General features: G+C 64.3%; 20 protein-coding genes. 4 read left to right on the top strand and 16 right to left on the bottom strand.

All coding sequences use genetic code 11. The features are described 5' to 3' along the window. Positions 1–31 precede the first annotated feature (31 nt). On the top strand, positions 32–703 hold the full coding sequence (locus tag V2L18_RS21090; RefSeq protein WP_336180321.1) for a uracil-DNA glycosylase: 672 nt from the start codon (positions 32–34) through the stop codon (positions 701–703). Positions 704–1,068: 365 nt separating this feature from the next. On the opposite strand, the gene V2L18_RS21085 is transcribed toward V2L18_RS21090, so the two are convergent. The 16 genes from V2L18_RS21085 to V2L18_RS21010 all read right to left on the bottom strand — a co-directional run bounded on the left by V2L18_RS21085 (position 1,069) and on the right by V2L18_RS21010 (position 18,043). Then, positions 1,069–1,830, bottom strand: coding sequence for an arginyltransferase (locus tag V2L18_RS21085; RefSeq protein WP_336180320.1), 762 nt, complete (start codon positions 1,828–1,830; stop codon positions 1,069–1,071). 227 nt (positions 1,831–2,057) lie between these two features. After that, positions 2,058–3,902, bottom strand: coding sequence for an SLC13 family permease (locus tag V2L18_RS21080; protein WP_336180319.1), 1,845 nt, complete (start codon positions 3,900–3,902; stop codon positions 2,058–2,060). A 235-nt stretch (positions 3,903–4,137) separates the two neighbouring features. Beyond that, on the bottom strand, positions 4,138–4,623 hold the full coding sequence (locus V2L18_RS21075) for an RDD family protein (protein ID WP_336180318.1): 486 nt from the start codon (positions 4,621–4,623) through the stop codon (positions 4,138–4,140). A gap of 306 nt (positions 4,624–4,929) precedes the next feature. Beyond that, the gene (locus V2L18_RS21070; RefSeq protein WP_336180317.1) at positions 4,930–6,192 is read right to left on the bottom strand and encodes a threonine ammonia-lyase; all 1,263 of its coding nucleotides are present in this window, start codon (positions 6,190–6,192) and stop codon (positions 4,930–4,932) included. Between the two features lie 89 nt (positions 6,193–6,281). Beyond that, positions 6,282–6,914: a LysE family translocator gene (locus V2L18_RS21065; protein ID WP_336180316.1), complete on the bottom strand. Its 633-nt coding sequence runs from the start codon at positions 6,912–6,914 to the stop codon at positions 6,282–6,284. A gap of 435 nt (positions 6,915–7,349) precedes the next feature. Beyond that, entirely contained in the window at positions 7,350–8,345 is a 996-nt protein-coding gene (gene hemB, locus V2L18_RS21060) for a porphobilinogen synthase (protein ID WP_336180315.1), read from the bottom strand. A 177-nt stretch (positions 8,346–8,522) separates the two neighbouring features. After that, a complete protein-coding gene (locus tag V2L18_RS21055) occupies positions 8,523–9,452 on the bottom strand; it encodes an isoaspartyl peptidase/L-asparaginase (RefSeq protein ID WP_336180314.1) in 930 nt (309 codons plus the stop codon). Between the two features lie 116 nt (positions 9,453–9,568). Beyond that, positions 9,569–10,189 (bottom strand): isochorismatase family cysteine hydrolase, encoded by a 621-nt coding sequence (locus tag V2L18_RS21050; RefSeq protein WP_336180313.1) that lies wholly within the window; start codon positions 10,187–10,189, stop codon positions 9,569–9,571. Between the two features lie 72 nt (positions 10,190–10,261). Then, positions 10,262–11,575, bottom strand: a complete 1,314-nt coding sequence (locus V2L18_RS21045) for a glutamine synthetase family protein (protein WP_336180312.1) — start codon at positions 11,573–11,575, stop codon at positions 10,262–10,264. Positions 11,576–11,613: 38 nt separating this feature from the next. Then, positions 11,614–12,528 carry a MurR/RpiR family transcriptional regulator gene (locus V2L18_RS21040; protein ID WP_336180311.1) on the bottom strand — a complete coding sequence of 305 codons (915 nt, stop codon included), beginning with the start codon at positions 12,526–12,528 and terminating at the stop codon, positions 11,614–11,616. Next, positions 12,525–13,307 (bottom strand): N-formylglutamate amidohydrolase, encoded by a 783-nt coding sequence (locus V2L18_RS21035; protein ID WP_336180310.1) that lies wholly within the window; start codon positions 13,305–13,307, stop codon positions 12,525–12,527. The genes V2L18_RS21040 and V2L18_RS21035 overlap by 4 nt, the downstream gene beginning before the upstream one ends. Before the next feature lie 118 nt (positions 13,308–13,425). Then, entirely contained in the window at positions 13,426–14,589 is a 1,164-nt protein-coding gene (locus V2L18_RS21030; RefSeq protein WP_336180309.1) for an ABC transporter substrate-binding protein, read from the bottom strand. Between the two features lie 17 nt (positions 14,590–14,606). Further along, positions 14,607–15,638 carry a branched-chain amino acid ABC transporter permease gene (locus V2L18_RS21025; protein WP_336180308.1) on the bottom strand — a complete coding sequence of 344 codons (1,032 nt, stop codon included), beginning with the start codon at positions 15,636–15,638 and terminating at the stop codon, positions 14,607–14,609. Then, the gene (locus V2L18_RS21020) at positions 15,635–16,531 is read right to left on the bottom strand and encodes a branched-chain amino acid ABC transporter permease (protein WP_336180307.1); all 897 of its coding nucleotides are present in this window, start codon (positions 16,529–16,531) and stop codon (positions 15,635–15,637) included. Before V2L18_RS21020 ends, V2L18_RS21025 begins: the two co-directional genes overlap by 4 nt. Then, a complete protein-coding gene (locus V2L18_RS21015; protein ID WP_336180306.1) occupies positions 16,531–17,256 on the bottom strand; it encodes an ABC transporter ATP-binding protein in 726 nt (241 codons plus the stop codon). Before V2L18_RS21015 ends, V2L18_RS21020 begins: the two co-directional genes overlap by 1 nt. After that, complete coding sequence (locus V2L18_RS21010; protein WP_336180305.1) at positions 17,249–18,043, bottom strand: ABC transporter ATP-binding protein; 795 nt, start codon at positions 18,041–18,043, stop codon at positions 17,249–17,251. The genes V2L18_RS21015 and V2L18_RS21010 overlap by 8 nt, the downstream gene beginning before the upstream one ends. A gap of 556 nt (positions 18,044–18,599) precedes the next feature. Between V2L18_RS21010 and V2L18_RS21005 the strand changes: the two genes are divergently transcribed. The 3 genes from V2L18_RS21005 (at position 18,600) to V2L18_RS20995 (ending at position 22,356) form a co-directional block, all read left to right on the top strand. After that, positions 18,600–19,538, top strand: a complete 939-nt coding sequence (locus V2L18_RS21005) for a hypothetical protein (RefSeq protein WP_336180304.1) — start codon at positions 18,600–18,602, stop codon at positions 19,536–19,538. A 203-nt stretch (positions 19,539–19,741) separates the two neighbouring features. Next, positions 19,742–20,881, top strand: a complete 1,140-nt coding sequence (locus V2L18_RS21000) for an acyl-CoA dehydrogenase family protein (RefSeq protein WP_336180303.1) — start codon at positions 19,742–19,744, stop codon at positions 20,879–20,881. Between the two features lie 410 nt (positions 20,882–21,291). Then, a complete protein-coding gene (locus tag V2L18_RS20995) occupies positions 21,292–22,356 on the top strand; it encodes an enoyl-CoA hydratase/isomerase family protein (protein ID WP_336180302.1) in 1,065 nt (354 codons plus the stop codon). Positions 22,357–22,387 lie beyond the last annotated feature (31 nt).

Genomic DNA, 22,387 nt, shown 5'->3' with positions numbered 1-22,387 from the left:
ATCACCGAGCCTTCAGGAGCATTCCGTTTCCATGACCCCCGGCCTGCCCGATGGTGCCGTCGTCGGCACCGACCCGGACCACGACTGCCCGTTCTGTCCGCGCCTCGTTGCGTTTCGCGAGACCTGGCGGGCGCGCGAGCCGGACTGGTTCAACGGCCCGGTACCGAGCTTCCTGCCGCGCGGCGGGGCCGGGGCGGCGCGGCTCCTGATCGTTGGGCTCGCGCCGGGGTTGCGCGGGGCCAACAAGTCCGGCCGTCCGTTCACGGGCGATTACGCAGGCGATCTTCTTTACGAGACGCTCGATGCCTACGGTTTTTCGCGCGGCACGTTCCGGGCGCGGCCGGATGACGGGCTGGAACTGGTGGGCGCGGCGATCACGAACGCGGTGCGCTGCGTGCCGCCGGAAAACAAGCCGACGGGGCCGGAGATCAAGGCCTGCCGGCCGTTTCTGGTCAACACGCTCGGCTCGATGGAGAACCTGTCGGCGATCCTGGCGCTCGGCCGGGTGGCGCACGAGACGGTGCTGACGACGCTGGACAAGCGTCGCGCCGCCCATCCGTTCAGCCATGGCGGGGTGCACGATCTCGGCCGTTACACGCTCTTCGACAGCTACCATTGCTCGCGCTACAACACGAACACCGGCCGCCTGACGCCGGAAATGTTTCGCGATGTGTTCGACAAGATCGCCGCGCATCTGGGGTGAGCGGGCTTATACGGTCGGTGCCGGGGGCGGGTGGGGCCTATCCTTCGAGACGGCCTTGCGGGCCTCCTGAGAGCCCGGCCCGAAATTGGTATCGGGTTGTGCGCTTTCAACCTTTCACGCTCATGCCCCACCGCCGTCATTGCCCGGCGAAGTCCGGGCAATCCACCTCCAGCGGCAGCATTCGGGGCGCGCGCTGGATCACCCGGACGGAGCCGGGTGATGACGATGGAGGGGTATGAAAGCGCTTAGACTTCGACGCGAACAATCGTCACCATGACGTCCTCCCGAGGGGGCGCGCAAGGTCTGTGTTGAAGAATGGGCTATCCCGATCATACCCATCACCATCCGCGCGAACCTGCCGCCTCTCAGCTGCCGTCGTTTCTGACCCAGCCCTGCGGGCCGAGGTGTTCCTGCGGCTGGAAGCGGGTCTTGTATTCCATCTTCTTGGAGCCCGGCACCCAGTAGCCGAGATAGACGTAGGGCAGGCCCATGCGGCGGGCGCGCTCGATGTGGTCGAGGATCAGATAGGTGCCGAAAGAGAAGTGGGAGATCCCGGTGTCGAAGAACGAATAGACCATCGACAGCCCGTCGGACAGCACGTCGGTCAGGGCCGCCGCCACGAGCGGGCCTTCGCCGCGGTCCCTTTCCAGAAGATCGGCGCGGCCTTCGGTGCGGCGGCGATACTCGATCACCATCGTCTCGACATGGGTGTCCTCCACCATCAGCGCGTAGTCGAGCAGCCGCATGTCGGCCATGCCGCCTTCGCCGTGGCGGGCGGCGAGATAGTTGCGAAAGAGGTCGTACTGTTCCGTGGACGGCGTGGGCGGCTCCTCGCGCCCGACAAAGGCGCGGCCGGCATTGCGCACCCGGCGCAGCGAGCGCGTGTACTGGAATTCGTCGACGAGAATGCGCACCGAGGTGCAGGCCCGGCACGTGTCGCAGGCCGGGCGGTAGGCGATGTTCTGCGAGCGGCGGAACCCGCCATGGGTCAAGACGTCATTGAGAAAGCCGGCCCGTTCGCCCACGAGGTGGGTGAAGACCTTGCGCTCTTCCTGATCCGGCAGATAGGGGCAGGGCGCCGGCGCTGTCAGGTAGAATTGCGGATTGTCCGTAATGGGCTTCGTCATGCCCCAAGCCTCGCACCAAAACCACGTGTCGAAAATTGGCTAAGTTGTCGCTCGAATTATCCCGTAACTGTATAAGCCGCATGGAAAAATTCAACATGCAGATACTGTGCGCGACCGTACCTGGGCCTGAACCTCATCGCCCTCTGCTCAGGGTCCGCGTCATCGAAAATCCGTTCGACGTATAACGTTGCGAAGATCCCGTCTTCAAAAGATCCGGCGTCTCCGTTTCAAAATCCATAATACCACGGCGCCAGCAACGAAAAAGCCAGCCAAATGATCAAGACGAGCGGCGTGCCGGCGCGCAGGAAGTCGGAAAAGCGGTAGTGGCCCGGGCCCATGACGATCAGGTTGGTCTGATAGCCGATGGGCGTGGCGAACGAACAGTTGGCGGCAAAGATCAGGCAGGTGACGAAGGCGTTGACGTCGACCCCGGTGCGCGCGGCCATGTTGACGGCGATGGGCGCGAACAGCACGGCGGTGGCGTTGTTCGACAGCACGTTGGTGAGCGCGGCGATCAGCAGAAAGAGCATGGAGAGGATGACGGCCGGCGGCTGGCCGTCCATGGCCGTCATCAGTCCTTCCGCGACGGCTCTCGCGCCGCCCGTGCGTTCCAGCGCGGTGGCGGCGGCGAGCGAGGCGCCGATCAGCAGGAAGATGCGGCTGTCGAGCGCGCGCAGCGCCTGGCGGATGTTGAGGCAGCCGGCCATCATCATCGCCAGCGCGCCGGTGATGGCGGCGGTGACGATGGGCACCTGACCGCTGGCCGCCGCCGCCACGACGGCGACGAAAATCATCAGCGCGCGCGGCGCGTAGCGGCGCTTGGGCACCTCGGCGGTGGACCAGTCCAGAAGCAGCACGTCGCGGTTGCCGCGCAGCGACTGGATGTCCTCGTGCGCCCCGGCCAGCAGCAGCACGTCGCCGGCCTCCAGCCGGATGTCGGTCATCGCCATGCGCGGCATGCGGCTGCGGCGCTGGAGGCCCATGACGACGCAGTTCGATTCCGCCTTCAGGCTCGATTGCGCGGTGGTGCGTCCGATCATCCGCGAGCCCGGCGCCACCACCGCTTCGGCCAGCGAAACGGCGCCATCGGTGATCGTTCGGTCCTCGTCGTCCGGCTCGCCATGGTCGGAGCGCATGATCGGCTGGCGCAGCGACAGCGCCTTGGTCAGCGCCTGACGGGTTGCGGCGACGATGACGGTATCGCCGGGCTGCAGCTCCACGCCTTCGAAGGGCGGCAGGAACGGCTTCTCGCCGCGCTGGACGAGGCGGACCGTCATGTCGCGCAGCATCGGGAACATGCCCTTGACCGAGCGCGCGCCGACGAGCGGGTGATTGTAGGTGACCGGAATCTGGGCGATGAACTGCTTGCCGCCCGCCGGGCCCTGGATTTCGTCGGCCATGGTCTGTCGCGGCTTCAGCAGCCGGGGCATGACGAAGATGATGTAGAGCGCGCCGATGAAGGCGATGAGGGAGCCGAGCGGGGTGAACGAGAAGAAGCCGATGGTGACGCCGCCGGCGCGGCCGGCCACATCGGCCACCAGCAGGTTGGTGGAGGAGCCGATCAGCGTGGTCATGCCGCCGAGGATGGCGATGAAGGAAAGCGGCATCAGCACGCGCGAGGCCGAGGTGCCGCCGGCAGCCGCCACGGCCGCCAGAACCGGCAGGAACATCACCACCACGGGCGTGTTGTTGAGAAAGGCGGAAATGGCGGCGACGCCGATGAGGATGGGGGTGACGGGAGCAAGCCTGAGCCGGCGGAAGGCGCGCAGCACGATCTGCGTCGGCTTGTCGAGCGCATCGGTCTGAAAAAGGGCCTGGCCGACGACGAGCAGGGCCATGATGGTGATGAGCGCCGGATTGGCGAAGCCCATCAGCAGTTCCTGCGGGCCGAGGCCGCCCGCGGCCGATCCGTCGGCGGGGGGCTGGTAGGGAAAGACGGTGAAGATGAGGATGAAGGCGACGACCGAGCCGAGCGCCGTCAGTTCGATCGGAAAGCGTTCCCACGCATAGAGGAGTATGGTGCCGGCGATCACCGCGAAGGTGAGCCCCATCTGGATATCGGCAACGCTCATATGTCGCCTTCTTGCAATTGATTTCCCCCGACTTCGGCCGTCTGACCCGGTGCAATGAAGCAGCCTGCGGTTTCCGCCCGGGGCTGCGCGCCGTCAGGCGTCACGGGCGAACGATCCGGGATCGTGCCAGACATCGATCAATCTGACACGGGTAGCCCCTTCGGCCGACGCGCGCAAGCGCCGCCGGAGAGCGGGGGCCAAAAAGCGGGGCGCAAAAGCGGCGGAGGGGACGCGGTCAATAGGGGCGGGAAAGGGCCGCGGAGTTGACGACCACGCCGCCGACGATGATGTCATGCAGCAGGCGCTTCTTGTCGGAAAACAGCGAGACCAGCAGGATGAGCGGCGTGACCATGGTGACCGACACCCAGAACACGACCACATGAGCGATGGCGATGAGCGGCGTCGGGCGGCTTCCGTCGAAGAGCCTGAGCTCGACGCCGAAGGCGCGCATGCCGGGGGTGGCCGAGTAGGGCCCGCCGAGGGTGAAGGCGGAATAGAGGATCGCCACGCCCTGCCACAGGAAGGCATAGGCGAGCCAGCCGAGACCAAGGGTGAAAATGCCGAGGAAGAACACGGCGATGCCGGCAAGGAACGTGAGGATCGCGATGGCGACCACATCGATGAGGAAGGCGAAGATGCGCTTGGTGCGCACGCCCTCGAAGAGCGCCATGTGCTCCAGCGGATCACGGTCGTAAAGCGCGTTGGGCTCGATGGTGCTCATGTCTTGGCTGTCCTCGTGCGGCGGTTACCCTGGGAAATTGGGGGTGCGCGGCGGTGTTTTCAATGCGCAGGGCCTCGATCTCCGGCGCGATTATGGTGCCGGCCCGCGTGCGGCGGGCGGAAAAATCGGGCGATGCGGCTGGGGCCCATCCTTCGAGACGCCGTCTCGCGACGGCTCCTCAGGATGACGTTATCGTGTTGTCGGTTTTGAAGAAAACATCAACAAACACAACGTCATCCTGAGGAGGCGCGTCAGCGCCGTCTCGAAGGATGGGCTACAGCCGGAACGTGCGCCGCGCCCTCGCCCTCAGTCCGCCGTCTCGGCCGCCGCCACGCGCTTGACGTGGTAGCCGCGGGCCTCGAGCGCGGCGATGATCTCCTCTGCGTGGGCGTTGTCGCGGGTCTCCATCGTGACATCCAGAATGGCGCCCTTGGCCGGGACGTCGAGGAACAGCCGGTGGTGGGCGACCTCGACCACGTTGCCGTCCATCTGGCCGATCAGCGAGGTGATTTCGCCCAGAACGCCCGGCCGGTCCGGAATGCCCATGCGGATCGCCACCATGCGGCCCTCGCGGGCGAGCTCGCGCACGATGATGGAGGCGAGGAGGCGCGGATCGATGTTGCCGCCGCACAGCACAAGCCCGACGCGCTTGCCGCGGAAGCGCTCCGGCTGCTGCAGCATGGCGGCGAGGCCGGCAGCGCCCGCGCCTTCAGCCACCGTTTTCTGCAGCGCCAGGAAGGCGTTGACGGCGCGTTCGATGGCCGCTTCCTCCGCCAGCACAATGTCGTCGACAAGGCGTTCGGCGATCTGGCTTGTGAGCGCGCCGACGTTCTTGACCGCGATGCCCTCCGCCAGCGTGTTGCCGCCGCAGCGTGATTCCTCGCCGTGGAGCATGGCGTACATGGAGGGGTAAAGTGCTGCCTCCACGCCGATGATCTCGATATCGGGGGCCAGCGCCTTGGCGGCGACGGCGATGCCGGAGATGAGCCCGCCGCCGCCGATCGGCACGACCAGACAGTCGAGCGAGACGCCCGCCTCGCGGGTCTTTTCCAGGATTTCGAGTGCGATGGTGCCCTGGCCGGCGATGATGCGGACATCGTCGTAGGGGTGGACGAGGGTGAGATCGCGCTCGCGGATGAGGCGTTCGACCTCGATCTGCGAGTCTGCGATTGTCTCGCCGGCCAGCACCACGCTGGCGCCATAGGAGCGGGTGGCGGCGACCTTCACGTGCGGGGTCGTCTTGGGCATGACGATGGTGGCGGGAATGGCGAGCCGCGAGGCGTGGTAGGCGACGGCTTGCGCATGGTTTCCGGCCGACATGGCGATAACGCCGCGTGCGCGCTCCTCTTGCGAGAGCGAAAGGAGCTTCACCAGCGCGCCGCGCTCCTTGAAGGAGTTGACGTATTGCTGGTTCTCGAACTTCACCCAGACATCGGCGCCCGTGAGGCGCGAGAGGGAGGGGGCCGGCAGGAAGGGTGTGCGCACCACCTGACCTTCGATCAGCCGCGCCGCCTCCTCGATGTCGGCAAGGGTGACGGGAAGATCGGGCGAACTGGCATCGAGCGGCATGATGGCACCGGAAGGTGATTTCGGGATGATTGCGCGATGTGCACCCGTTTGCGCCGGTTGGCAAGATGGGGGAGTGATCAGCGGTACGCTCAGCTGGCCAGCAGGCTCGCCAGCGTGCTCGCCACCATCAGGAGGGCGAGCGTCACGTTGATGGCGCGAAAGAGCCGCGGCATGTGCACGAACCGCGTCAGCAGCCGGCCGCCGATCATCCAGCAGAAATTCATCGCGCCGCCGAGAAGGAAGAAGGTGAGCCAGATCACGAGCGCATCGGCGCCGTAGCGCTCGGGCGCGGTGAACTGCGAAATGGCGGCGACCTGCATGGCATACGCCTTGGGATTGAGCGGATGGACCCAGAACCCGCGCAGGAACCCCGGCGCGGCGGGGGCGCTCGTGACGTCAGGCCCGGCCGGGCCGGCCGTGGCGATCAGCCAGGCGAGATAGAGAATGTAGGCGATGCAGGCGATTTTCAGCGCACCCCAGACGACGGGGACGCCGGCAACCAGTGCCAGAAGGCCGAGGGCCGCCAGCCAGTAGGTCATCGCGAAGCCGGCCAGCGTGCCGAGGAAAAACGGAACCGTGCGCGCGATGCCGTGGGTGCCGGAAAGGGCGACGAGGGCCATGTTGGCCGGCCCAGGCGTGCCCGTCAGCGCCATGACATAGAGGCACAGGAGGCCGAACCGGTCGAGCGGCATCAGGGCGGGCAGGAGGTCGTGGACGGACATGACGGGCGATCCTGCGGGGAGGGCGGCTGGGGCGGTACGTAAAATTCCTATTCGAACAATCGATTGCGCGAGATCTTTGGCTTTCTGATTCATCTTGGCGATGCGGCGGAGGTGCCAACTGGTATGTCAGTGGTGCCTGTCCTTCGAGACGCGCTCTCACGAGCGCTCCTCAGAGTCTCGCTCGAAAATGGTAGTTGGTTCTTCGCCTCGAATTCTACGCGCCTTCATAATTATACGCGCCTTCATATCCCTCCGCCGTCATTGCCCGGCGAAGTCCGGGCAATCCATCTTCAGCCGCAGCATTTGGCGCGCGCTGGATCACCCGGACGGAGCCTGTGCCCGCGAAAGCGGGTGCCGGGCAATGACGATGGAGAGGTTTGAAGGTGCTCCGAATTCGGCGCGAAGAACCAACCGCAAATCCGGAGCGCTGTGCCCTCAAAGCCCGGAAGCGAGCCGCTTGGCGATCTTTGGCGCGAAATAGGTGAGGATGCCGTCGGCGCCGGCGCGCTTGAAGGCGACGAGGCTTTCCACCATCGCCTTGTCGAAATCGAGCCAGCCGTTCTGGCCGGCCGCGCAGATCATCGCGTATTCGCCGGACACCTGATAGGCATAGGTCGGCACCGCGAAGGTGTCCTTGAGCCGGCGCACCACATCCAGATAGGGCAGGCCGGGCTTGACCATGATCATGTCGGCGCCTTCCTCCAGATCGAGACCGGCCTCCACGATCGCCTCGTCGGAGTTGTGGTAGTCCATCTGGTAGGTGCGCTTGTCGCCCTTCAGGCACGCGTTGGTGCCGATGGCATCGCGGAAGGGCCCATAGAAGGCCGAGGCGTACTTGGCCGAATAGGCCATGATCTGGGTGTCCTGGAAGCCGACCGCGTCGAGCCCGGCGCGGATGGCGCCGATGCGGCCGTCCATCATGTCCGACGGTGCGATGACGTCGGCGCCGGCCTCCGCCTGGTTGATCGCCTGGGCGACCAGCACGCGCACCGTCTCGTCGTTGAGAATGGTCTCGCCGTCGAGCAGCCCGTCGTGGCCGTGGCTGGTGTAGGGGTCGAGCGCGACATCGGTGACAAGGCCGATATGCGGCACTTCCTTCTTGATGGCGCGGCAGGCGCGGCAGACCAGATTGTCCGGATCGAGCGACTGCGAGCCGGTCTCGTCGCGCAAGGCGTCGTCGGTGTAGGGAAACAATGCCAGCGCCGGAATGCCGAGGGAGGCGGCCAGCGCTGCCTCGCGCACCGCCTCGTCGACGGACAGGCGATAGCAGTCCGGCATGGAGGCGACCGGCTCGCGGCGGTTCTCGCCGTCGATGACGAAGATCGGCCAGATGAGATCGTCGACGGTCAGCGTGGTCTCGCGTACCAGACGGCGCGACCAGTCGGAGCGGCGGTTGCGTCGCATCCGCTTGCCACCCAGGATCCCGCTCATGTCAATCTCGGGCATGGGGCGGCGCTTACGCGGTTCGACGTTCATTCTCTGGCTCCAATATTCGGCGTGTGTCTCCCAGTGAGGCATGGTGTAGCACCATGATGCGGGAGGGGGAATGGGGGCGAGGAACTTGACGCCCCCCGAATTGCGGCGGGTGGCCCGCCGCCAAACGGGGCGTCAGTCGCCGTAGATGCCGATTTCGGCTTCGCCGCCTTCGCAGAGCGCGGCGCGGTACATGCCCGGCGTGTTGAACAGCATGACCGGTGCGCCCGCTCCGGCGATGGCGATCACGCCGCCGTCGCCACTGATGCGGGGCAGATCCTCCAGCACCTTGCGCCGGACCGCCTCTTCAAGCGGAACGCAGCCATATTGCACCAGCGCCGCGATATCGCGCGCCACCGTCTCGCGGATGAAGGCCTCGCCGTGGCCGGTGGCGGAGACCGCCGCCCCGTCATTGCTGGCATAGGTGCCGGCGCCGATCACCGGGCTGTCGCCGACGCGGCCGGGATGCTTGTTGGTCATGCCGCCGGTGGAGGTCGCCGCGGCGAGGTTGCCGTGGCAGTCCCTGGCGACGCAGCCCACCGTGCCGTACTTGTGGTCGTTGTGATCGAGCGAGATCTGGTTCAGCTTCTGCGCCTCGCGAAGCTGGTTTCGCCGGTGCTCGGTCTCGAAATAGGAGGCGGGCATCGCCTCGAAACCCTGTTCGCGCGCAAACGCCTCCGCGCCCGCGCCGCAGAACATCACATGGGGCGAATGCTCCATCACCTGGCGCGCGAGCCGGATCGGGTTGCGCACGGTGTGGATGCCGGCAACGGCACCGGCCGCGCGGTCGCTTCCGCGCATGATCGCGGCGTCCATCTCGATCGTGCCGGCGCTGGTGAAGACGGCGCCGCGTCCGGCGTTGAAGAGCGGATCGTCCTCCAGCACCATGACCGCGGCGACCACCGCGTCCTCCGCCGTTCCGTTGTCGGCAAGCACCTTGCGCCCCGCCTCCAGCGCGGCTTCAAGGCCCGCCCGGTAGGCGGCCTCGCGCTCCGGCGTCATCATTTCCTTCAAGATCGTTCCCGCACCGCCGTGCAGCGCGAGGGCCCAGTCGCAGTCAGCCATTTCCATTCATCTCCAAACTCATGCCCGGCGAAGGGCACGCAAGAACCTCGCGCGGCGGTCATGTGTGCGCGGCAATCCGGTTGTCTCTAAACCCTCGCCTTGCACTGGCCGGTGCGTCAAAGGAGGGCGGCGACGAGTTCCTGCGTCGTCATCGTTCGGCAGTAGCCCTTGAAGGCGTTCAGGGCCGCTTCGTGGCGCTCGGGCGAGTGGGTGGCGCAGGCATCGCGCACGCAAACCGGATAGAAGCCCCGGTCGGCCGCATCGCGGATGGCGTGATCGACGCACTGGTCGGTCAGGAAACCCGTCATGACCACGGTGTCGATACCGATGTTGCGCAGGATGTATTCGATATTGGTGGAGTTGAAAACGCCGGACGATGTCTTCGGCAGGACGATGTCGTCGTCTCCCGGCGCCAGTTCGTCCAGCACCTTCGCCTCCCACGACCCCTTGGCGATGAAGAAGTCGGAGAGCTTGTAGTCGAGGCTGCGGTCGCGGCCGTCTTTGGTCAGGTTTTCCATGACCGTGTACATCACCTCGCCGCCCGCTTCGCGGAAGGCCGCGATCAGCTTCTTCAGGTTCGGCAGGACGGTGGCGCGGATGGTGGCGTCGAAGTCCGGCAGACGGGCCGCGACGTCGTCGTTCCAGACGCAGTTCTGGGTGTCGATCAGGAGCAGGCACGTCCGCTTCGGATCGAACGGGCGGAGCCGGCTGAGTTTTGCATCTTGTTCGCGCTGCATGGCAGTGGCCTTCGGCAAATACAGGAATTATCGGGCGGATCCATGCCGCCCGTCGGTCGCGTGCGTGAGGGGTCAGTAGACCCGGGCGTAGCGCTGGCAGATCTCCTCGGCCGACCACTCGGCCGTCATTTCCTCTTCCGCGGTCCTGTTGATGACGAAGATGTCGAGCAGCGCCTGCGGCAGGCATCCGGCCAGTTTCGTGTCGGCCTTCAGCGCGGCAAGGGCGGCGCCGACGCTCGTCGGCAGGCGGACGATGCCGTTCTTGGCGCGCTCGTCCTCGCTCATATCCTCCGGATCGACATTGACGGTCGGTTCCGGCATGGCGAGCCCGTCGGCCATGCCCATCCGGCCGGCGTGCAGGATCATGGCCAGCATCAGGTACGGATTGGCGGTCGCGTCGGCCGCGCGGTACTCGAAGTTGAACTGCTTGGCGACCTTGTCCGCGGATCCGAACGTCGGGCAGATGCGGATACCGGCCTCGCGGTCGCGCAGGCCGATGTTCGACCACACGCCGGTCCAGCTGTGCGGCACGAGCCGGAGATAGGATACGGGCGAGGGGGCGGAGAAGGCGAGCAGCGCCGGCATGTGCCGCACGATGCCGGCGAGGAACCCTTGCGCGGGCTTGCTGACCCCGTGCGGGCCGTCCGCATCGAAGCTCACCGGCTTGTCGTTCTCGTCCCACAGGCTGAAATGGACATGGACGCCGTTGCCGAGCCCGTTGGGCGAAAGGCGCGGCGCGAAGCTGACGGAGGAGCCGAGCCGCCAGGCGGTGGCGCGGGCCATTTCCTTGACGATGATGGCCCTGTCGCAGGCCGCCAGCGGATCCGACGGCGGCAGGGTCACCTCGAACTGGCCGGCGGCGAATTCGGAGAGATAGCTGTCGACCTCGATGCCTGCGTGCGACAGCGCGGCCAGAAACACCTCGCCGAAGGCGCCGTGCTTGCGGATCGCTTCCAGCGCATACATGTCGGCCGCGCCCGCGTTGGCGCCCTCGTAGATGAATTCGTGCTCGAAGGTCGCCTTCAGCGTGAGGCCCGTTTCAGCGCGCAGCGCCTCGATCGCGTCCTTCAGGGCGCTGCGCGGGCAGCATTCCCAGCGGGTGCCGTCGGTGTTGCAGACGTCGGAGAGGTAGAACCGTTCCGCCGGCGTTCCGTCGTCGAAATCGACCTCGACGCGGGTCTTCGGGTCCGCCTTCAGCATGACGTCGCCGAAGGCGAGGAACGGCGAGGGGGCGATGGTGCCGAGCGCGGTGTACATGATGTTGGTGGGGGTCCAGCCGACACCGCTCTTCAGGCGCTTTTCGACGAGACGGGCGGGCAGACCCTTGCCGCGCACGGCGCCGGAAAGGTCTGCGTAGCAGAACATGGTGAGGTCTTCGTGGATCATGATGCGTCTTTTCCGGGCTGAAAGTGTGTGTGCTTTGCCTATTGACCGAGCCTGAACGACTTGCGCAGGTCCTCCAGCGCCGCCATCCGCTCCCGGGCGTCGGGGCCGAGCTCCTCGATGACGGCCGAAACGATGATTTCCACGGCCGCAAGTCCGGCCACGCCGCTGTCGAAGGCGCTGGGGATCTCGACGGGGCAGGGCACGACCTTGTGCGCCAGCGAGGCGATGGGCGAATACCAGACGTCGGTGATCAGCAGGATCCGCGCGCCCTGCGCGGCCGCTGCTCTTGCGAATTCCAGAACGTCGGCCTGGTAGCGGCGGAAATCGAAGGTGACGAGCACGTCGCCGGGCTTCACGTCCAGCAGGTAGTCGGCCCATGCCGCGCTCGTGTCGCGCACGAGCCGCACCTGGGGATGCAGTTCCCGCATGTAGTGATGGAAGTAGGACGCCAGCAGGTGGCTGAAGCGGCCGCCGAGGAAGAACACCGTGTGCTCCACGTCGCACAAAAGGGCGATGATTTCGCGCAGGTCGTCGGGCTGCAGGCTCTTGCCGACGCGGGCGATGTTGTCGCTGAACGCCCGGGAGATATTTTCCGCCAGATCGCGCTCCGCCGGCTGGCTGCGGGCGGGGTAGCGGGTGAGCGGACCCTGCAGGCGGACGTGGATTTCCTCGTGCAGGGCGTTCTGGAAATCGGCATAGGTGTGGAAGCCGAGACGGGAGACGAAGCGCAGGATGGTGGGACTGCTCGTGCCCGCCCGCTTGGCGAAACGGGCGACGGTCTCAAGCCCGGCGACGGGATAATCCGCCAGAAGCGCCTGGGCGACGCGGCGTTCCGCATCGGTAAAGCGCGTCAGGTGCTGGCGGACCTGCTCCTGAAGGGAGCGGGCCGGGGTCTGGGCCGGGGGCGGGGTAGGGGCCGGGGCGTCGGCCGGTCGGCTTCCATGCGTGCTCAATGGGCCAGGATCTCCGCGTTCGCGACCGCGCGGGGGAAGATGTCGCTCAGCAGCGCTGCCCATTCCCGCTGGCCGTCTTCGTCACCGATGAGGTCCTGTCTTATCTCGATCTCGACATAGGGCAGGCCCCGTCCGATTGCGTGCACGGGCACAGTGTAGTCGGTCTCGGGATTGATTTCGTAAGGCTGATTTCGCCCGATGCAGAAATCCGTCTCCTTCTCCAGAAGGGCGATCAGTTCATCGCCGATGCGCCAGTCGTCGACGGCCATGACGCCGATGTGCCAGGGGCGCGGCGGCATCGATCCCATCACCGGCGTGCAGCTGTGCATCGCGAAGAAAACCGTCGCCAGCCCGGCCGCCTGCCGGTCGTCGAGCGTGCGGGCGATGGCGTTCTGGTAGGGCATGAGAATCTCGTTCTGCCGCGCCGCGATGGCTTCGTGCGAGAGGTTCTCGTTTCCCGGAACCCGGACCCCGTCGCTGACGGGCGCGACGGACTGCGCGTGGCCGGGCTTGCGGTTGCAGTCGATGACGAGGCGCGAATAGGGCTGGTAGACGTAGGTCGCCTCGAGCGCGGCGGCGATCCGCGTGGTCACCCCGTAGATGCCGATATCGTAGGCGACATGCTTGGCGAGATCTTCCTCCGACAGGCCCAGGGTGCCGAGCTGGCGCGGAACGGCACGGCCCGCGTGGTCGGAGGTGAGGAGGATGGGTGAGGGGGCGCCCGCATTTTCCGTCACGAATGGGCTGCAATCACCGTCGCGCAAAAGTCCGTCGGTCATGTCGAGGTCGAAGTCTCCGAAGCGGACCGAAGGTCCGCGATGAACTGCGGGATCCCGGCCGGCGAGGGCATGCGCCGCCGGCCGGGAAAGCATGAGTAAGGACGCAGGTCCTGCGGCCTCAGTCCTTGGGGGTCACCGTCTCCTCGAAGGCGACGTTGCCCTTGTCGACGTGCATGATCGCGACCGGCTTGGAAGGAACATGGCTGCCTTCGGGATAGGTCAGCGCGCCGGTGACGCCCTCATAGTCCTTCGTCGCGGCGAGCGCCTTGGTGACGGCGGCCGGGTCCGAGGAGCCGGCCTTCTCGATCGCGTTGGCGACGACGCCCATCGCGTCGAAGCCGAGGGCTGCGAAGGCGTTCTCCGGCTCGTGGCCGTATTCCTTGGTGTAGGCCTTGCGGAACTCGTTGGCCGGGCCGGTGTCGAGGCCGACATAGGCGTGCGTCGTGAAGTAGACGTTGGTCGCCATGGCCTTGCCGGGAACGGAGACGACGAGGTCGGTGTCGAGGCCGTCGCCGCCCATGATCGGCAGATCGAGGCCGGCTTCGCGGATCTGCTTGATGATGATGCCGGCGGTATCAGGTCCCGAGGCGGCATAGACGCCCTCAACCCCGTCGGTGGACTTCAGGCGCGAGACGAGGGCGGAGAAGTCCTGGTCGGATGTCATGAAGACGTCGGAGAGAACGACTTCGCCGCCGAGCTTCTCGAAGCGCTTGGTGAAATACTTGGTCAGGCCGGTGGTGTAGTCCATGCCCCGGTCGGTCCAGATGGCGATCTTGTGGATGGCGAGCTTGTTGTAGGCGTATTCGGCCATGGCCTCGGCCTGGACGTCATCGCCGAAGGGAACGAGGAACATCTCGTCGCCGACCATGACGGGGAGGTCGGGCGAGGTGGCGCCGGAGGTCACGAACGGGATGCCGGCGGTCTGGAAGAGCGGGGCGGCGGCAAGCACGTAGGTGGTGTCGGAAAAGCCGATCGCGGCGCTGACGCCCTTCATGGCGACGGCGCGCTTGGCGGCGGTGGCGGCCTCGCGCGTGTCGTCCTTGGTGTCGAAGGCGGTGACGTTCAGCATCCGGCCGCCGAGCAGCCCGCCCGCCTCGTTGATCATCTTCGCCTTCAGCTTGACGCCGTTGAGCGAGGGCACGTCGAGGGAAGCCTGGCCGCCGCCGGAGAGATTGTAGAGGGCGACGATGTCGATGGGGTCGGCCGCCTGGGCGGAGCCTGCGGAGGCCGCGATGAGCGCGCCCACGGCTGCCGATGCCAAACCCTTGATCCAAGTCTGCATGGGGATTGCCTTTCTGTTCATTCAGGTGAGTTGGCGGGTGAGGTGTGCCGGCTGCCCAGTCGTTTTATGAGGTTCAGCGGTTGGGGCTCTGCCGTGCCGAACAGGCCGGCGGGACGATAGATGAGGATGAGGATGACGCCGACCGCGATGGCGATCTGGCTGGCGCCGTAGAGGTTCAGGCTCTCCTCGACCGGTTTCAGGAATTCGGTGGCGAGCGTGAGGACGGCGGCGACGAGGCTGGCGCCGGTGATCGAACCGGTGCCGCCGACGACGACCATCACGACGAGCTGGAACGCCAACCCGAACGAGAAGCTGTCCGGGCTGATCAGGGTCACCACATGCACCCACAGGCCGCCGGCGATGCCGGCGAAGAAGGCGCCGAGCGCGAAGGCGAAGACCCGGGTGCGCGCGACCTTCACACCGAGACAGGCGGCGGCGAGCTCGTTTTCGCGGATGGCCAGCATGGTGCGGCCGAGCGAGGAATGCTTCAGCCGCCAGCACACGAACAGCGTCAGCAGCACGAAGCCGTAGACCCACCAGGTGGTGGTGAGCGACGGCAGGCCGCTGAGGCCCAGCGCGCCGCGGGTGACGCCGTCGAGGTTCACGGCGAGGCTCTGGACGATGAAGATCAGACCCAGCGTCGCGACGGCCAGGTAGTGGCCGCGCAGCCGGAGCACGGGGAAGCCGACGATGACGGCGACAAGGGCGGAGAGAAGTCCGCCGGCCACAAGGGCTGGAAGGAAGCTCCATTCCTGCATCGCCAGGAAGGCCGGCAGGTCCGGCAGCATCAGCCCCTTGCGCGCCGCCGGCATGACCAGGATCGCGGTCATGTAGCCGCCAATGGTCATGAAGGCGGGATGGCCCAGCGAGAACAGGCCTGTGAAGCCGTTGGAGATGTTCAGGCTGACCGCCAGGATGATGTTGATCCCGACGAACATGACGATGGAGAGCGCATAGGGGTCGAGGACCGAGCGCGCCCAGAAGACGAGGCCTGCGCCAATGAGGGCAAGGGCGGCGAACTTCGGCAGGAAGGTGTCGCGTCCGCTCATGCCCGTGTCTCCTGGTTGCGGCCGAGAAGGCCGTTGGGCAGGACCAGCAGCACGATGATCAGCGCGCCGAAGACGAAGGCGTTGCGGTAGCCGGAAAGGGCCGGAGGCAGCAGGCCGACGAACAGCACCTCCGCAAGCCCGAGGATGTAGCCGCCCAGAACCGCGCCGGAGATCGAGCCGACGCCGCCGATGACCGCCGCCACGAAGGCCTTCAGGCCGGGAAGGGCGCCCATGAGCGGGCTGATCTGTCCGTATTTTGCGCCCCACATGAGCCCGGCGGTGGCCGCCAGCGCGCTGCCGATGGCGAAGGCGAGCATGATCATGCGGTTGATGTTGATGCCCATCAGCCGGGCGACGTCATAGTTCTCCGCCGTCGCCCGCATGGCGATGCCGATGCGGGTGAAGCGGACGAAGGTCACCAGCGCGATCATCAGCACGATGGCGAGCACGACGATCGTCAGGTCGATCACGCGGACGGAGACCGAGCCCAAATGCACCAGCGTGTTGAGATAGGCCGGAATGTGGAAGGTGCGCGGCTGGGCGGACAGGATCATGATCGCCAGGTTTTCCAGGATGATGGAAACGGCGAGCGAGGCGATGAAGCCGGTCACCTGCGGCGAGCCGCGCATGGGGCGGAAGGTCGTGCGCTCGATCACCATGCCGACGACGGCCCCGGCGACGAGCACGATCAGGATAACCACCGGAAAGGGCAGGTCGGCGGAGGCGAAGGCCGCCAGCCCGGCGAAGGCGCCGATGGTGAGGATGTCGCCGTGGGCGAAGTTGATGAGCCGGACGATGCCGTAGATCATCGAGAAGCCGATGGCGACCAGCGCGTACATGCTGCCGAGGATCAGGCCGTTGACGAGCTGATCGAGGAGGTAGGGAAAGGTCATCAGGCAGCTCCCAGATAGGCGCGCTGGACGTCGGCGTTGGTGGCGAGTTCCCTGCCGGTGCCGGACAGCGTGATTTCGCCCGCCTCGATCACGTAGGCTCGGTCGGAGATGTCCAGCGCCATGGCCGCGTTCTGTTCGACCAGCAGCACGGTGACGCCGTCTGCCCGCACGGCCTCCAGGATGTCGAAGATCTGCTCCACGAGGATGGGGGCGAGGCCGAGGGAGGGCTCGTCGAACAGGATCAGCTTCGGCCGGCTCATCAGCGCCCGGCCGATGGCGAGCATCATCTGCTCGCCGCCGGAAAGCTTGTCGCCCGGCACCGAGCCGCGTTCCTCCAGAATGGGGAATCGGCGGTGGATGTCGGCGAGATCCTTCGCCACGCCCTCGGCGTCGCGGCGCAGATAGGCGCCGATCCGCAGGTTTTCCGTGACCGTGAGATTGCCGAAGATCTGCCGCGCCTCGGGACAGTGGGAGATGCCGGCGGCGACGATCTGCTCCGCCTTCATGGCTGTCAGATCGATGGCCCCGGCGGTCTCGTCCGGGCGATAGAGGATCCGGCCCTTGCGGGGGCGCAGCAGGCCGGAGACGGCGGAAAGCGTTGTCGTCTTGCCGGCGCCGTTTGCCCCGATCAGCGAGACGATCTCGCCGCGCCCGACGGTGAGCGACAGGCCGCGAACGGCATGGGTGCCGCCTCGGTTGACGTGGATGTCTTCGATCTCAAGCATGTTTTCTGTCCCGGCGGCGGCCCAGATAGGCGTCGATGACGGCCGGATTGCTCTGGATCTCGTGCGGCGTGCCGGCCGCCAGCATCTTTCCCTGATTGATCACCGTCAGCTGCTCGCAGATGCCCATGACCATCTTCATGTCGTGCTCGACCAGAAGGACGGTGAGCGAGAGATCCTTGTGGAGCTTCGAGATCGTCCTGCCGAGATCCGCGGTCTCGTTGGGGTTCATGCCCGCCGTCGGCTCGTCGAGCAGCAGCAGGCGGGGTCCTGTGGCGAGCGCGCGGGCGAATTCGACCTTGCGCTGGTCGCCATAGGGCAGGTTGCCGACGACCAGCTCCGCCTTGTCGGCGAGCCCCAGCACGTCAAGCGCTTCGAGCGCCGCGCGGCGGATGTCGCGTTCGGCCGTCGCCGCCCGGGGCAGGCCCAGAACGGTAGACCAGAAACCCGGCCCTTTGCGCATGTGCAGGCCGACCATCACGTTGTCGATGACGGGCAGGTCGCGAAACAGCCGGATGTTCTGGAACGTGCGCGCCATGCCCAGTTCGGCGTTGCGCTCCGGCGCATTGCCCGTGACGTCGATATCGCGGAAGAGAATTTGTCCCGATGTCGGCTTCAAAACGCCGGTGACGAGATTGAATGCGGTGGTCTTGCCCGAGCCGTTGGGGCCGATGAGGCCCGCCAGCACACCTTCCGGGATTTCAAAGTCGACACTGGAAAGCGCCCTGATGCCGCCGAAGTCCTTGCAGAGCCGCCTGACCGCCAGAAGGGGGGCTGAATTGCCTGGCATGCGTCCGTTCCCCGTACGTCGTCGTGCGATGCTGTCTGTTCTATTCGTTAGAGAGCGTAACAGCGTTGTACGATTTGATACAGAAACGAAATGACTAAATTGATCGCAACGGAAGCCCAATTTTTGCGCATGTTGCTCGAGCACTGCGCAATTTTCATATGACGTAAAGTTGTTGATGTGTGTATTGAATAATAAATACATTTCTCTTCTTCTATCGTAAAATTCTAATAATTATTTATATAATTTATCAATATAAATTAATAATAATTCGAAGAAATGAGTAAATAGTGAATTAAAAAATAATGATATTAATATCGATTTTTTTTGTTTTTAGATCTGTTTGATTGGATATATTTCTGCGTGCGTGCGTGCGTGCGTGCGTGCGTGCGTGCGTGCGTGCGTGCGTGCGTGCGTGCGTGCGTGCGCGGTCGGATTGGGGGTGACAAAAAATAATATAAATCTGTTTATATTTGTTCTGGAATAACTTGCAAATTTTATTTACGAAATAGATGATATTTATCTATGTTATAATTAGAGCTAATTTCTAGGGGGGGAGATGTCGGGTCCAGAAAGATATTTTTGGGCGGCGCTCGGGTTCGTGCTCGGTTTGGGGGTGGCGCTATTATTCTTAGTATGGGCAGTCCCGGAGTTTCGGAATTCTTCATTTGCCGGAGTGTATTTTTCTAGATTAATAAATTCGGATTGGCACTGTATATTTGGAGAAAGTTATTCGGGGCATAATTGGCTCGGTCCATTTGATGGGTGGATCTTTTCGGAAGATTCTCTTGCTCAATGGGTTATGGCAATACTTGGTATATTTGCGACGTTGATAAGTTATATCGCTCTTATTTGGTTGAAGCGCACTTGGGAATTATCAAAGAGTAGTGCGGAGGCGGCTTGGCGCGCTGTATCTGTCGCGCGAGAAATGGGTGAAGCGCAAGTTCGCTGTTATCCTACGATTAAAGACGTTCGTTTGGGCTTTGGTATTGAAGAAGGGACCCAGACAATTACTCCTTCTGAGAATCCAGATGATGGAAATGAAAGCAATATAAATCCAAAGATATATATAATTTTGGAGAATTTTGGTAATAGTCCAGCACTTCGTGTTAGCTGGGCTCCATCGATAAAATATATGGCTGTGTTTTATGATGGAGATAATCCGTCGTTGAGAGAAAGGCAAAGCTCTCGACGACTTCAGCATAGATTGGGATCAGGCGAGTTCGGTATAACAATACCGTCTAACGGTTGCTTTGAGTTATCTACGGAATTTGGATTCTCTCTTAACTATAAAGAAGAGGAAGCTATTAACATGGCAAGTGGCAGTGGGGGGTTGTTTGTAGTGTTGCTAATAAGTTTGTATTATGAAGACGTATTTGGTAACGATTTTTCTATAGATAATGCATTCATGGGCGGTGTGAGGATGGGCGGGATGTCAAATCTGAAGGAAGTTCCCTTAGCCGCTTTCGAGAAACGGGAAGACATAAGGGCAGATTGATTTAGTTATTTGGAGGTGTAAAATATTTAAGATTCATAGTGGATAATAATTATATTTTGGGGGGGTGTTTTATTATTTGTGTTTTTTCCTAAACAATGCTCATTGCGCTCTGTGATTGACGCTTCCGCCCGCGCCCGATATCCCGATAGCCGACACGGAAAGACCATCGATCCGGCGGGGAGGCCGGTACGGGAGGAGACGGGATGGATTTTGCGCTCAGCGAGGAGCAGCGCGCCTTCAAGGACATGGCTGCCGACTTCGCGCGTGAGGATATGGAGCCGTACGCGCGCGAATGGGACGAGACCTCGACCTTTCCCGTTGAGACGCTGCGCAAGGCGGCCGCTCTCGGCTTCGGCGGCATCTACGTGGGCGAGGATGTCGGCGGCTCCGGGCTCACACGGTTCGATGCGGCGCTGATCTTCGAGGAACTGGCCAAGGGCTGCACCTCCACGGCCGCCTATATCTCCATCCACAACATGGCCGCGTGGATGATCGACCGCTTCGGCAATGACGAACAGCGCCAGCGTTTCCTGCCAAGACTTTGTTCCATGGAGCATTTCGCCGCCTACTGCCTGACCGAGCCTGGCTCGGGATCGGATGCGGCGGCGCTCAGGACCAAAGCCGTGCGCGGCGGCGACGTTTACGTTCTCAACGGCTCCAAGGCGTTCATTTCGGGTGGCGGGGCGGCGGATCTCTACGTCGCGATGGTGCGCACGGGCGAGGACGGGCCGAAGGGCATCTCCTGCATCGTGGTGGAGAAGGAGACGCCCGGTCTCTCCTTCGGCGCACAGGAGGTGAAGCTCGGCTGGAAGAGCCAGCCGACGGCGCAGGTCAATTTCTCCGACTGCCGGGTGCCGGCGGAAAACCTGATCGGCGGCGAGGGGCTGGGCTTCAAGATCGCCATGGCCGGGCTCGATGGCGGGCGGCTCAATATCGGCGCGTGTTCGCTGGGGGCGGCGCAGACGTGCCTTGAGCGGGCGATTGCCTACATGAAGGAGCGCCGGCAGTTCGGCCGGGCGCTGGCCGAATTCCAGGCGTTGCAGTTCCGCATCGCCGACATGGCGAGCGAGCTGGAGGCGGCGCGCCTGCTTCTGCACAAGGCGGCGATGAAGGTGGATGCCAAGGAGAACGACGCCACCCGGTTCGCCGCCATGGCCAAGCGGCTTGCCACCGACACCGGCTTCAAGGTCGTCAACGAGGCTTTGCAGCTTCACGGCGGCTACGGCTATCTGCGCGACTATCCGATCGAGCGTTACTTGCGAGACGTTCGCGTTCACCAGATTCTGGAGGGCACGAACGAGATCATGCGGCTGATCGTGTCGCGGGAATTGCTGGCGGGGTGAGGGCGGGGGAGCTGTGAACGGACTTTGGTTGCGTTTCGCAGATCTCTCACCCGTCATTGCCGGCTCCGACCGGCAATCCATGCCGTTATTCATCAACTCGGATTGCAGGCCGTTTGTTCGCCCCAATCATCCACTTGCCGCGCTGAGACATCACGGAATGGATTGCCGGTCGGAGCCGGCAATGACGGGGGGAGAGGCTGGTGGTGCAACAGGTTGTCCCGGGGGTGCTGGATGCCCGCCTTCGCGGCGATGACAAGCTGAGAGTGTGGTGGGCCCTGCACCGGCACGCCCCCCTTTTCCGCAACCGGTCGTCTATGTCGCCCTTTTCTTCCGTGCAGACAACGCGATAACGTCTTCGCAGCGGATGTCAGGCCGCCGATCGACAAGAACAATCAGGAAGGAAATCACGCGTGAACGATCCGATTGCCCAGTTCGAAGTGCTGTTCGATGCCCGCGGTCACGCCGGCATCATCACGCTTTGCCGGCCGCAGGCGCTGAATGCGCTCACCCACGGCATGATCAAGGCGATGCGTGCGCAGGTGGACGCCTGGGAGAGCGATCCGGAGATCGATCACATCGTGATCCGCTCCATGCATCCCAAGGCCTTCTGCGCCGGCGGTGACATTCGCGCCGTCTACGAGATGCGCGACGGCGACCGGGCGGCCCGCAACGCCTTCTTCGCCGACGAATACCGGCTGAATGCGCGCCTCAGGCACTATTCCAAGCCGATCGTGTCGCTGATCGACGGCATCCTGATGGGCGGCGGCGTCGGGCTTTCGGCGCATGGCGATTTTCGCGTGGGCGGGGCGAAGACGCTGTTCGCCATGCCGGAAGTGGGCATCGGCTTCTTTCCCGACGTGGGGGCGAGCTACCTGCTCCCGCGGCTCAGGACGCAGGCTCTCGGTCTTTACTGCGCGCTGACGGGCGGGCGGCTGAAGCAGGCCGATGCACTGTGGGCGGGCGTTTTGACTCATTGCGCGGAGGCCGACCAGTTCGACCAGATCGTCGAGGCGCTGGTGCAGGAAAGCGACGCGAAGACGGTGCTGGCACGCTTTGCCGTGCGTCCCGCGGGCGAGCCGGAACTGGCGGCGCGCGCCGATACCATCGAGGCCTGCTTCTCGAAAGACAGCGTGGAGGAAGTGCTGGCGGCGCTCGATGCGGTGAGCGGCGCGGATGCGGAATGGGCCAAGGAGACGGCCGCGACCATGCGCGGGCGCTCGCCGACGAGCCTGAAGGTTTCCTTCAAGGAGGTTCGCGAGGGCGCCCTGCGCGACTTCGACGCCTGCATGATCATGGAATACCGGATCCTCAGCCATATTCTCGACGGACACGACTTCTATGAAGGCGTACGCGCCGTTCTGGTCGACAAGGACAACGCGCCCGACTGGCGGCCGGCCCGGCTGGAAGAGGTGGAATCGCTTGCCATCGACCGGCATTTCATGCAACCGCAGGAAGGCGATCTGATCCTCGACTGAGGCGCGATACCGGGCCGGTCCGGCTTTGGGG

The sequence above is a fragment of the Breoghania sp. JC706 genome (genome assembly GCF_037026715.1).
Taxonomy (GTDB): Bacteria; Pseudomonadota; Alphaproteobacteria; order Rhizobiales; family Stappiaceae; genus Breoghania.
This window is presented reverse-complemented; position numbering and strand designations above follow the sequence as displayed.